This window comes from Kitasatospora sp. NPDC058048, from assembly GCF_042885555.1.
GTDB lineage: Bacteria > Actinomycetota > Actinomycetes > Streptomycetales > Streptomycetaceae > Kitasatospora > Kitasatospora lactacystinica.
In genome coordinates this window covers 104,484-116,421 of the sequence record NZ_JBHVRT010000005.1, presented here as the reverse complement: position 1 = coordinate 116,421, position 11,938 = coordinate 104,484, and the positions used below count along the sequence as shown (strand labels likewise).

The window sequence follows — 11,938 nt, the reverse complement described above, 5'->3', positions numbered from 1 at the left end:
CCGGCGCCTCCCGGGAGCCCGGGGCCGGGTTCCGCCGTCCGGCTGGTCGCCCGGCCCGGCGGCCCGGGAGGCCGGGCCGGGCCGGGGGAGCCCGGCTAGGGTCGGCCGGACCGGTCCGTCCCAGCGCGGGAGAACGATGCCGAGGGTCCCCACGTTCCGCTCGCGGTGGGCGAGCGCCGCCGCCGGACTGGCCGTGTTCGCCTCCGCCCTGGTGGGCTGCGGGGGCGGTGGGAGCGGCGGCCCGGTCACCCTGAACTGGTACAACTTCCCGGACGACTCGGGCGCCCTCCAGCAGGCCGCCGACCGCTGCGGGCAGCAGTCCGGCGGCCGCTACACGATCCGCTACAACAAGCTGCCCCGCGGCGCCGACGGCCAGCGCCAGCAGCTGGTGCGCCGGATGGCGGCGCACGACACCGAGGTGGACGTCCTGGGCCTGGACGTCACCTGGCCCGCCGAGTTCGCCGAGGCCGGCTGGATCCGCGAGTGGACCGGGGAGATGCGCGCGCGGGCCACCGCCGACACCCTCGACGCGGCCGTGCGGACCGCGACCTGGCGGGACCGGCTGTACGCCGTGCCCTACAACTCCAACACCCAGCTGCTCTGGTACCGCGACGACCTGGTGCCGGCCCCGCCCGGGACCTGGGCGGAGATGCTCTCCCGGGCGCAGCAGCTGGCCGCCGAGGGCAAGCCGCACTTCGTGGAGATCCAGGGCGCCCAGTACGAGGGGCTGACGGTCTGGTTCAACACGCTGGTCACCAGCGCGGGCGGCACGATCCTCACCCCCGACGCGCAGGCGCCCTCGCTCGGGGCGCCCGCCGTCACGGCCGCCGGGGTGATGCACGACCTGGCGACGTCGGTGGCCGCGGACCCCTCGCTGCCGAACCAGATGGAGGACCAGAACCGGCTCGCGATGGAGTCCGGGACGGCCGCCTTCGAACTCAACTACCCCTTCGTCTACCCCTCGATGAAGGCCAACCGGCCGGAGCTGTTCCCGCACTTCCGCTGGGCCCCGTACCCCGCGGTGAGCGCCGACCGCCCCGCCAGCGTGACCATCGGCGGGATCGACCTCGCGGTGGGCGCGTACAGCCGGCACCCCGACCTCGCCGCCGAGGCCACCCTCTGCCTGCGCGACCGGGACAACCAGCTCACCAACGCGCTGAAGGGCGGCCTGCCGCCCTCGCTGCGCAGCCTGTACGAGACGGCCGAGCTCACCGCCAGCTACCCGTTCGCCGCCGACGTGCTGGCCGCCCTCGACTCCGCCAGCGTGCGCCCGCAGACCCCGGCCTACCAGAACGTCTCCATCGCCATCTCGCACACCCTCTCCCCGCCCGCCGGCATCCACCCGGAGAAGGACGTGGCCGACCTCCGCGGGCAGATCCAGGACGCCCTCGGCTCGAAGGGGCTGATCCCGTGACACCGTCCACCGAGACCGCCGCCGCGGCCGCACCGCAACCGGCCGAGCCCTCGCGCGGGGCCCGCCAGGAGCGCCGGCTGGGCCTGCTGCTGTGCGCCCCCGCGGTGATCGTGATGCTCGGCGTCACCGCCTACCCGATCGGCTACGCCGTCTACCTGTCCCTGCAGCGCTACGACCTGCGCTTCCCCGAGCAGGCGCACTGGATCGGGCTCGCCAACTACGGCGCGGTGCTGACCTCGCCGTTCTGGTGGCAGGCGCTCGGCGTCACGGTGCTGATCACCGTGGTGTCGGTGGCGGTCGAGCTGGTGCTCGGCCTGGCGCTCGCGCTGGTGATGCACCGGACGCTCTTCGGGCGCGGCACGGTGCGCACCGCGGTGCTGGTGCCGTACGGGATCGTCACCGTGGTGGCGGCCTACTCCTGGCAGTACGCCTGGACCCCGGGCACCGGATACCTGGCCGCCCTGCTGCCGGAGGGCAGCGCCCCGCTGACGGAGCAGTGGCCGGCCGTCGGTCTGATCATCCTCGCGGAGGTGTGGAAGACCACCCCGTTCATGGCGCTGCTGCTGCTCGCCGGCCTGGCCCTCGTCCCGGACGAGACGGTCCGGGCGGCGATGGTGGACGGCGCGAGCTTCGGGCAGCGGCTGCGACTGGTGATCCTGCCGCTGATGAAGCCCGCGATCCTGGTCGCCCTGCTCTTCCGTACCCTGGACGCCTTCCGGATCTTCGACAACATCTACGTGCTGACCGGCGGTTCCAACGGCACCGGCTCGGTGTCGATCCTCGGCTACGACAACCTCTTCACCGCGCTCAACCTGGGCATCGGCTCGGCGATCTCGGTGCTGATCTTCGTCTGCGTGGCCCTCATCGCGCTGGTCTTCGTCAAACTGTTCGGCGCGGCCGCGCCCGGCGCGGAACCGGAGCATCGATGAGCGGCCGGCACACCCGGACCCTGACCGGCTGGGGCATCGCCAACCTGGTGGTCGTGCTCTACGCGCTCTTCCCGGTGTGGTGGATCGTGGCGCTCTCCTTCAAGGAGCCGAGCACCCTCTCCGACGGCGCCTTCGTGCCCCGCCAGTGGACCCTGGCCAACTACCGCGGCATCTTCCAGACCTCCGAGTTCACCCGCGCCCTGGTCAACTCGATCGGCATCGCGGTGATCGCCACCACCATCGCCGTCGTGCTCGGCACCATGGCCGCGTACGCGGTGGCCCGGCTGCGCTTCCCCGGCAAGCGGCTGCTGATCGGGGTGTCGCTGCTGATCGCGATGTTCCCGCCGATCTCGCTGGTGTCGCCGCTGTTCGACATCGAGCGGGCGCTCGGGCTGTTCGACACCTGGGCCGGGCTGATCATCCCGTACATGACCTTCTCGCTGCCGCTGGCGATCTACACGCTCTCGGCGTTCTTCCGGGAGATCCCCTGGGACCTGGAGAAGGCGGCCAAGGTGGACGGCGCCACGCCGTGGCAGGCGTTCCGGCTGGTCATCGCGCCGCTGGCGGCACCCGGCGTGTTCACCACCGGCATCCTGGTCTTCATCTTCTGCTGGAACGACTTTCTGTTCGCGATCTCGCTGACCTCCACCACCTCGGCCCGGACGGTTCCGGCGGCGATCGCCTTCTTCACCGGGAGCTCCCAGTTCGAGCAGCCGACCGGCTCGATCGCGGCCGCCGCCGTGATCATCACGATCCCGATCGTGGTCTTCGTGCTGCTGTTCCAGCGCCGCATCGTCGCCGGGCTCACCGCCGGCGCGGTCAAGGGCTGAGACCTCCATCGAGTGCCCGCATCGAGTTCCCGCATCGAGTTCTTGCATCGAGTTCTTGCATCGAGTTCCCGAGGTTGAGCCCGCCGCACCCGGCGGACCAGGAAGGCGGATCGTGGCCGAGATCGTCCTCGACGGCATCACCAAGCGCTACCCGGACGGCGCCCTCGCCGTCCGCGACGTCGACCTCACCATCGCCGACGGCGAGTTCGTGATCCTGGTCGGCCCCTCCGGCTGCGGAAAGTCCACCACGCTCAACATGATCGCCGGGCTGGAGGACATCACCGAGGGCACCCTGCGGATCGCCGGGGAGGTGGTCAACGACCGCGCGCCCAAGGACCGGGACATCGCGATGGTCTTCCAGAGCTACGCCCTCTACCCGCACATGAGCGTGCGCGACAACATGGGGTTCGCGCTGCGCCTGGCCAAGGTCGACAAGCCGACCATCGCCGCCAAGGTCGAGGAGGCCGCCCGCATCCTGGACCTGACCCGGCACCTCGACCGCAAGCCCGCGAACCTCTCCGGCGGGCAGCGCCAGCGGGTCGCGATGGGCCGGGCGATCGTCCGCGACCCCAAGGTCTTCCTGATGGACGAGCCGCTGTCCAACCTGGACGCCAAGCTCCGGGTGCAGATGCGCACCCAGATCGCCGCCCTCCAGCGCCGGCTGGGCACCACCACCGTCTACGTCACCCACGACCAGGTCGAGGCGATGACGCTCGGCGACCGGGTGGTGGTGATGCGCTCCGGCATCGTCCAGCAGGTCGGCTCGCCGCAGCAGCTGTACGACGAGCCGGTGAACCTCTTCGTCGCCGGGTTCATCGGCTCGCCCGGGATGAACTTCCTCGGCGCCGCACTGGAGCAGGGCGCCCTGCGCACCTCGCTGGGCGACCTGCCGCTGGACGACCGCACCCGGCGCGCCCTGGAGCGCGCGGACGCGCCGCGCGAACTGATCGTCGGCATCCGCCCCGAGGACTTCGAGGACGCCGCCCTGGCCGAGGGGCACACCGGAGGGGTCACCGTCACCGTGACCGTGGAGGTCCGGGAGTCGGTCGGCTCGGACGTCTACGTCCACTTCGCGGAGGCGGGCGGACCGGCGGCGACCGAGGGCCTCGCCGGCCTCGCCGGAATTGCCGAACTCGCCGAACTGGCGGAACTGGCCGCCGACTCGGGCCGGGCCGACACCGGGATGCAGGAGCACCGTGTGGTGGCCCGGCTGAACCCGGCCACCCGCGCCGCCGAGGGCGGCCCGCTGGAGCTGTGGGTGGACACGTCGCGCATCCACGTCTTCGACCCCCGCAACGGGGCCAACCTGACCCACCCGGAGTGTTCGTAGCGTGGTACGGAAGGCCCAACCCCCGGCAGGCGCGCGGTGTGCCTGACCGGGGGCCCGCGAAAGTCGACCTAGATTGCCCGGCTATGAGAGAAATTGTCGGAATCAGTCGACGATCGGTACTCAAGGCCGTTCCCGCAGCCGCCATCCTCGTGGCGGGCTCCGACGGGCTCCTCGCCGGGCCCGCGACGGCCGCGACGGCCGCGACCCCCTTCCCGCAGCCGGCCGTCCGCAGCTCCCGGTCCGCCTCCGACGGGTCGAGGGCGGTGCTCGACCAGGCACTCGACGTCCGGTTCACGGACACCGCCGTCCCGGGCTACGGGACGGTCACCACGCGCACCTACAACGGCACCATCCCGGGGCCCACCCTGCGGGTGCGCGCCGGGGACACGCTCTGGCTGACCCAGGTCAACGGCCTGCCACCGAACCCGCCGAACCCGCCGCACCACGGCGGACACAACCGGCCGCACCGCGCGAACAGCTTCAACCTGCACACCCACGGCCTGCACGTCTCGCCCTCGGGGAACGCCGACAACGTCATGCGCGAATTCCCGCCGCGCAGCGCCGACGAGGCCGCGGCCGGCGCCCCCGAGCCGCGCTACCTGACCACCGTCGAGATCCCGCCCGGCCACCCGGCGGGGACCTACTGGTACCACCCCCACGCGCACGGCGCCACCGCCGAACAGATCGCCGGAGGGATGGCCGGGGTCATCATCGTCGAGGGCGACGTCGACGAGGTGCCGCAGATCAAGGCCGCCGCCGACCTGGTCGTCTGCGTCAACGAACTCCGGCTCAAGGACGGGAAGGTCCCCGAGTTCACCTCCGGCGACGCCCTGGCCGCCGTCCCGCCCACCTTCACCGTCAACGGCGCGGTCAACCCCACCCTCGCGCTGCGCCCCGGCGAGGTCCAGCGCTGGCGCCTCGTCGCGGCGACCGCCTTCACCACCCTCTCGCTCCAGATCGCCTCCGGGGAGCAGAAGCTGACGATGCATCAGATCGCGATGGACGGCGTGACCTTCCCTGCGCCGGTCGCCGCCGAGACGGTCTCCCTGGCCGTGGGCAACCGCGCCGACGTGCTGGTCCGGGGCGGCGAGGCCGGGACGTACGAACTGCGGGCCAAGGGCGTGCCCGTGCCGCTGATGACGATCGAGGTGGCGGGCGAGGCCGTCCGGCCGCCGATGGAACTGCCGACCGCGCTGCCGCAGGGCAAACCCTTCCTCGACGAGAAGGACCTCGCCGACCCGGGCGTCGACCGCGAGGTGGTCTTCCACGTCGACGCGAAGGTCTTCGACCCGCCGTTCCCCAACGCCTACCGCGTCCTCGGCAGCCACCCCACCCCCGCGGCCGACCCCGGCGGCGACCTCACCCGCGACCCCGCCTACGGCCTGTTCGACCCCGAGTTCGTCAACCACACCCTGGAACTCGGCACCGTCGAACGCTGGACCCTGCACACCGACGACTCCATGCCGGCCTTCCACCACCCCTTCCACCTGCACACCAACCACGTCCTCGTCACCCACCGCAACGGCCGACGGCTCGACCCGCCGGTCTGGCAGGACACCGTCGACCTGGTCGGCGGCAAGCCGGGCGACACCGTCACCCTGCTGGTCAAGTACGAGGACTTCACCGGCCGCACCGTCCTGCACTGCCACCAGCTCCAGCACGAGGACCTCGGCATGATGCAGCTGGTCGACTACGTCCAGCCGCGGCGGCCCGGGGAGCCGGGCCGGCCCGCCTGGCCGGGACGGCCCAGCCCGCTCGACCACTGAGCGTGCCGCCTCCCGGCGGGGCGGACACCGGTCGGGAGGCGCGCCCGACCAACCGCGCGGACGCCGGTCGGGAGGCGCGCCGCCCGCCCGCCCGCCCGCCCGCGCGGGCCGTGCCGTTGCGCGACCGCCCGGAAGACGGGCAGGAGAACACCCGGAAGCAGGAGAACGCCTGGAACGTGCGTTCGGAAACGCCTCCCCGGGGTAGGAACACTCATGCAGCGGCCGTGACCGTTCCGGCTGCTCGGCACCGTGGACGGTGCCGCCGGGACCGCGCTCGAAGAGACCGGGCACGGGTCCTGGGGGAAGAAGTCCGCGACGCACGAGGTGCGGATCCGCACGCGTCGCCGGGCGTCCACCCCGATGCCCAGGAGTGATCACGTGTCCATCCACCTGGAAACGACCGACCGGGAGGCCCCGCCCGAGGGCCTGCCCCCCGACCTGCCGCGAAGACCGACGGCGGCCGAACTGCGCCGGATGGGCAAGTCCGAGGCCCGCGAACTGAGCGACGCGCTGTTCGGACGGCTGGCCGGGCTGGCCCGCGAGACCCACGCCTACAGCTACGTGCGCGGCACGATCATCGAGCTCAACATGCCACTGGTGCGCTTCATCGCGGCCCGCTTCCGCCACCGCGCCGAGGACATGGACGACATCCTCCAGGTCGGCACGATCGGCCTGATCAAGGCAGTCGACGGCTACGACCCGCAGCGCGGCGTCGAATTCCTCACCTACGCGATCCCCACCATCACCGGCGAGATCAAACGGTTCTTCCGCGACACCTCCTGGCCGGTACGGGTCCCGCGCGGCATGCAGGAGCTCTACCTCTGCGTCGCCCGCGGCTCGGACCGCCTCGAACAGGAACTCGGCCGACTGCCCCGCCCCGAGGAGATCGCAGAGGACCTGGACCTCACCGTCGAACAGGCCACCGAGGGACTGATGGCGGGCCGCGTCTACCGCCCCAACTCCCTGGACGCCCTGCGCGACCAGGACACCGACGAGAGCGGCAGCGCCCTGCTCGACCACCTCGGCGGCTGCGACCCCGGCATCGACCTCGCCGATTTCCGCATCGCGGTGCGCCCCCTGCTGGCCCGGCTGCCCGTCCGCGAGCAGACCGTCCTCGAACTCCGCTTCTGGAACGGCTGGACCCAGTCCCGGATCGCGGAGCGGATCGGCGTCTCCCAGATGCACGTCTCCCGACTGCTCAGCGCCACCCTGGCCCGGCTGCGCGAGGAACTGGAGGACCGCGACGCCCCTGGCTGGGCCGACGGAACCGGCGGGACCGGTGGAACCGACGGGGCGGCCGAGGGTGCCGGCTGAGACGGCCGGTGGGCTCGGGGGGCCGCCGGGCGGTCGGGCTGTGGCCGGGGCCGGGCGTTAGCGATTGCGCATCCGGGGTACCCGGTGCGGGACCACGGGGGACGGCGCGGCGAGGAGGCGGACACCATGGGCGGACACGAGCGGGCGCGACCGCGCGGAACCGGAAGGCCGCCGCGCCGCGACCGCGCCCCGGAACCGTGGCTGCGCGCCGTCCGGCTCGGCCTGCGCGGCCGGGCCTGGGACCTGGTGCGAGGCCTGCGGCAGCGGACCGTCCTCGGGCTCGCGCTGCTGTCGCTCGGACTCCTGGCCGCCGGACTGGGGGCGTCGAAGACCCCCTTCCTCTGGGGCCTCGCGGGCTGCTGGGCCCTGACACTGGCGACCGCCTTCGCGGTGCTCCGTGCCTGCGCCGACGGCCGGACGCCCTCGACGGCCCCCGACGTCCACTGACGGCCTCCGGCGGGTGTCGGCGGCCGTCGGCGGGCCGACCACCGGGGTGAGGCGACCGACGACGCGGTTTCGCTGCGTGATCGGCGCATACTTTCCGTAAACACACGGAGGTGCTCATGCCCATGGTGGATGTCGCTGCGCTCGGCCGGCTGGTCGCGGAGTACGAGGCCCTGTCCCCGTCGAGCTCGCCGGAAGCCGGGCAGCGGCTGCGCGACGTCTGCTACACGATCGGCATCTACACCGGGGAGGCCGACGCGGTCCGCGCGGTCGCCAGGGCCCGCCTGCTGCTGGCACGCCAAGGCCCGGCCGACGTCGCCACGGCGACGGCCGGGGCGCCGGCGAACGACCGGGCCCGCGCGGCGCTCCTGGCCGAACTCGGCGAACTCGCGGCCCACGAACGGGTCCGGTCCGGGCCCCTCCAGAGCCTGCACGACGTGGTGCAGCTGACCCGGGTCACGGTCCCGGACTGCGTGGGCGCCGCCGTCAGCACCTGGCACGACGACGGCTCGGTCGAGACCTTCGCGGCGACCCCCTCCTACCTGCTCGCCCTCGAACGCGCGCAGGGCGGCTCGGAAGCCGGCCCGCTGCCCCGGCTCCGCCGCCAGGGCGAAGGACAGGTCGTGGTCCGGCTGGACCCCGGCCGGTCGGACCGGTTCGCCGACCGGGCCCGGCGCTGCGGCGTACGGGCCGTGGCCGGCGCCCACCTGCGCACCCACCCGCACGGCTGCACCGTGTTCAGCGCCTACCTGCGCACCCCGGTCGAGCCCGGCACCCCGGCCCTCGGCCTGGTGGAGGTGCTCGCCCTCCAGGCATCGGCCGCCCTCGACCGCTTCGCGCTGTCCCGGGCGGTCGCCGACCTGCTGGACCGGCGGCACGCCACCGGCCTCGCCATCGGCATCACCGCCGAACGGTTCGACGTGACCCCGCACACCGCGCTGAGCCTGCTCGTCGGCGCCGCCCAGCGGCTGGGCACGGACCTCGACACCGTGACCCGGCACCTGGCCGAGGGCGACGGGCCGCGTTCCGCGCCCTGAGCCGACCCGGTCGGGCCGGACCCTCCGGCGGCTTGGCCCGGCCCGGGCCGGGCCGGTTGGTCCGGGCGGGTCCGGTCCGGGGCGGGGTCGGGGTCGAGGTCGGGTCGGACCGCCGGGACGGTGGCGGGATGCGGGATGGTTGCGCCGGTGCCGGACGGGCAGGTGCACAGACGGGCGGGAAGGCCCCGGCCGCAGCCTACGAGGAGGTCCTCATGAGCACGGTGAAGGAATCCGTGGACGTGGCCGTGCCCCTGCACACCGCCTACAACCAGTGGACGCAGTTCGAGGAGTTCCCGCGCTTCATGGAGGGCGTCGACTCGGTGACCCGGCTCGACGACCGCCACATCCACTGGCGCACCAGCATCGACGGCGTCACCCGCGAATACGACACCGAGATCGTCGACCAGGAGCCCGAGGAACTGATCGCCTGGCGGGTCGTGGACGGCGAGGCGGACCGGAAGGAGAAGGTGACCTTCCGGCGGCTCGACCCGGGCCACACCCGGGTCACCCTCGCAGTCGACCTCCGGCCCGAGCGGCCGGGGGAGAAGACCGGCGAAGCCAGGGCCGCCGTCGACCACCGGGTGAAGGGGGACCTGAGACGGTTCAAGGAGTACGCCGAAGCACGCGGACGGGGGCCGAGCGGCCCGGGCTGAGCCGACCGCGGCTCGCTGCGCGTGACAGTCCGGACGGTGCCACCGGCCCTGCGGAAGTTTTGGGCCAGCCCCCGTCACCGCGCGGCGGCCCGGCGGGCGCCGCTCCGGTACTCGGAGGCGGCCAGCACCCCCAGCAACAGCAGCACCGGCGCCGCGAAGATCGCGAACAGGTAGTTGCCCGACAGCGCCCCATACCCCAGCAGCAGCACCTGCACCCCGGCCATCGCCACGACGAGGACCCTGCCGTCACCGGGCCGCAGACGCCAGAGCTCGCGCACCGCCAACCCGTTGATCCCGGCCATCGTGTACCCCCCGAGCGCCAGAAGGTGCGGTACCACCTTCGACCGCGGCGCCATCTCGTCCTCGAACGCGATGCCGTTGTAGAGCAGCGGCACCGCGATGCCGAAGTACAGCACCACCGCCACCGACTCCAGGACGACCAGCACGGTCGCCGCAGCCCGCGACAGCCAGGAGAGACGGGTCATGGTGTTGAGCCTTCCAGGGGGTTGACGCGGCGACATCCAGCGCGGCGGGCCGAAGCGGAGGTCCGCGGCTGCCCCTCGCCACCGGACGCGTGGCATGACGGGCACGATGGGTATGACGGGCACGACGGGCATGATGGGCACGCCTCATGGCACCGCCCGACCCGGCAGCCCCGGCATCGCAGCATAGTCAAGAAATGGCAAAGGCTGTACCGCGCCGCAGGTCGGAGAGGGCCTTTGCCTGCACGCGTGGGAGGTCGGGACGGCGGGGGTTCGGCCGTCGGTTGCCGGGATTCGGTCAACTCGGCTGTCCGGCCGCCGGAGTTCGCCCGGATCGCGGGCGCACCGGCACGGCTGCTTCTACGCTCGTCCGAATACCGTGGCGTGAGGGGGAGTGCCGTGGCCCGTAGTCCTGTTCGGCGACGTCGGTCGATGACCGCCCGCCGGGTGCGGTGGATGAAGCGGAACGCGCCGCTGCTGGGGGCGGTCGCGCTGGTCGCGGTCGTTCTGGCCTCGCTGGTGGTCCGCTGGCTTGCCCAGCACCTCGTGCTGGTCGCCGTGCTGCTGGTGGCCGGCGTGGGCGCGGGTGTTGCCGTCCTGCGCTCGCGAGTGCGGACCCGGCAGCGGGAGTTGGATGCGCGGACCGCCCAACTGCGGCACATCGGGCCGTTCCTGGCGATGACCCCGAAGGCCTTCGAGCACGCGCTGGCGGACCTGTGCCGCCGGGACGGCTGCACGAAGGTGAAGGTGGTCGGCGGGGCCGGCGACCTCGCGGCGGACGTCCTGGCCACCACCCCCGCCGGGCAGCGGATCCTCATCCAGGCCAAGCGGTACGGGCCGCGGACGTCCGTCGGCTCCGATGACGTCCAGAAGGTCAACGGCACCTACCGCGACGTCCACCACTGCGACCTGGCCGCCGTGGTGACCACCAGCTCGTTCACCAAGGCCGCCGCCGCGTTCTGCACCCAGGTCGGCATCCGCGCCGTCGACCAGCGGGCGCTCGCCCTGTGGGCGGACGGGAGGGGCAGGCCGCCGTGGGCCTGAGCCACGGCTTCCGTGGCCGGCGCCCGTAGGCCCGGGCGCCCGGGCGGCGCCCGGTCGTCCACGACGGCGGCTGTCGGAGGGCCCGCCTAACCTGGCGCAGAGAACAGGAAAAGGGGCGGGGCATGAGCGTGGACTTCTTCTGGCGGCGGGTGGACGGAGCGGTTCTGGACGAACTGTCGCCGAGGGAGCTCCATGCCCTGGTGCCCGGCTGGTTCGACGACGACTTCGGGCCGCTTGACGAGGCCGGTGCGGTGCTGGGCGTGGAGCGCAACGGGTACCTGATGGACGTCGCGCTGACGAAGGCGGCCGGTGGCTCGGGCCCGGACTCGGCGACAGCCCGACTGCCGGTGTTCGGAGGTGAGGAACGGGTGGTCGTCGAGGGGGATCCCGACTGTGGCGACGAGTTCACCGAGATCAAGGTGTGGGTGCTCCGGCCGGATGAGGTCCGGACGGCATCGGGCTTCCTGGACGCGGTGGGCGTCGACGGGTTGGTGAGGACCGTGGACACCGCGGTGGCGGCCGAGGTCGTGTCCCTCGGGTTCGCCACCCCGTGGTCCGAGGCGTGGGCCGGTGCTCTGACCGCCGACCTCCGCAGGCTGAGGGACTTCTTCGCCGCGGCCGCCGCGGCCGGCGACGCGATGGTCAAGTTCGAGGCCGCGTAACACCTGGTGCGCGGCCCGGGCTACTGCGGCGGG

General features: G+C 73.0%; 12 protein-coding genes. 11 read left to right on the top strand and 1 reads right to left on the bottom strand.

The features are described 5' to 3' along the window. The first annotated feature begins 136 nt into the window (after window positions 1-136). From ACFVVA_RS07300 to ACFVVA_RS07260, 9 genes are all read left to right on the top strand, one after another. The gene (locus ACFVVA_RS07300; RefSeq protein ID WP_387686541.1) at window positions 137-1,414 is read left to right on the top strand and encodes an ABC transporter substrate-binding protein; all 1,278 of its coding nucleotides are present in this window, start codon (window positions 137-139) and stop codon (window positions 1,412-1,414) included. Next, complete coding sequence (locus tag ACFVVA_RS07295; protein WP_387686539.1) at window positions 1,411-2,343, top strand: carbohydrate ABC transporter permease; 933 nt, start codon at window positions 1,411-1,413, stop codon at window positions 2,341-2,343. The genes ACFVVA_RS07300 and ACFVVA_RS07295 overlap by 4 nt, the downstream gene beginning before the upstream one ends. Next, window positions 2,340-3,173: a carbohydrate ABC transporter permease gene (locus tag ACFVVA_RS07290; protein WP_387686537.1), complete on the top strand. Its 834-nt coding sequence runs from the start codon at window positions 2,340-2,342 to the stop codon at window positions 3,171-3,173. Before ACFVVA_RS07295 ends, ACFVVA_RS07290 begins: the two co-directional genes overlap by 4 nt. A 112-nt stretch (window positions 3,174-3,285) precedes the next feature. Beyond that, on the top strand, window positions 3,286-4,503 hold the full coding sequence (locus ACFVVA_RS07285) for an ABC transporter ATP-binding protein (protein ID WP_387686535.1): 1,218 nt from the start codon (window positions 3,286-3,288) through the stop codon (window positions 4,501-4,503). Between the two features lie 83 nt (window positions 4,504-4,586). Beyond that, the gene (locus ACFVVA_RS07280) at window positions 4,587-6,269 is read left to right on the top strand and encodes a multicopper oxidase family protein (protein ID WP_387686533.1); all 1,683 of its coding nucleotides are present in this window, start codon (window positions 4,587-4,589) and stop codon (window positions 6,267-6,269) included. A gap of 360 nt (window positions 6,270-6,629) precedes the next feature. Next, window positions 6,630-7,583 carry a SigB/SigF/SigG family RNA polymerase sigma factor gene (locus tag ACFVVA_RS07275; protein ID WP_387686531.1) on the top strand — a complete coding sequence of 318 codons (954 nt, stop codon included), beginning with the start codon at window positions 6,630-6,632 and terminating at the stop codon, window positions 7,581-7,583. Window positions 7,584-7,709: 126 nt separating this feature from the next. Beyond that, window positions 7,710-8,030 carry a hypothetical protein gene (locus ACFVVA_RS07270; protein ID WP_387686529.1) on the top strand — a complete coding sequence of 107 codons (321 nt, stop codon included), beginning with the start codon at window positions 7,710-7,712 and terminating at the stop codon, window positions 8,028-8,030. A 122-nt stretch (window positions 8,031-8,152) separates the two neighbouring features. Further along, window positions 8,153-9,064 (top strand): DUF5133 domain-containing protein, encoded by a 912-nt coding sequence (locus ACFVVA_RS07265; RefSeq protein ID WP_387686527.1) that lies wholly within the window; start codon window positions 8,153-8,155, stop codon window positions 9,062-9,064. 212 nt (window positions 9,065-9,276) lie between these two features. Next, on the top strand, window positions 9,277-9,717 hold the full coding sequence (locus ACFVVA_RS07260; RefSeq protein WP_387686525.1) for an SRPBCC family protein: 441 nt from the start codon (window positions 9,277-9,279) through the stop codon (window positions 9,715-9,717). Between the two features lie 74 nt (window positions 9,718-9,791). On the opposite strand, the gene ACFVVA_RS07255 is transcribed toward ACFVVA_RS07260, so the two are convergent. After that, window positions 9,792-10,202 carry a hypothetical protein gene (locus tag ACFVVA_RS07255; RefSeq protein ID WP_387686523.1) on the bottom strand — a complete coding sequence of 137 codons (411 nt, stop codon included), beginning with the start codon at window positions 10,200-10,202 and terminating at the stop codon, window positions 9,792-9,794. A 453-nt stretch (window positions 10,203-10,655) separates the two neighbouring features. On the opposite strand from ACFVVA_RS07255, the gene ACFVVA_RS07250 reads away from it, so the two are divergent. Both ACFVVA_RS07250 and ACFVVA_RS07245 read left to right on the top strand, forming a co-directional pair. After that, complete coding sequence (locus ACFVVA_RS07250) at window positions 10,656-11,243, top strand: restriction endonuclease (protein ID WP_387686521.1); 588 nt, start codon at window positions 10,656-10,658, stop codon at window positions 11,241-11,243. A gap of 122 nt (window positions 11,244-11,365) precedes the next feature. Further along, entirely contained in the window at window positions 11,366-11,905 is a 540-nt protein-coding gene (locus tag ACFVVA_RS07245) for a hypothetical protein (protein WP_387686519.1), read from the top strand. The last annotated feature ends 33 nt before the right edge of the window (window positions 11,906-11,938 follow it).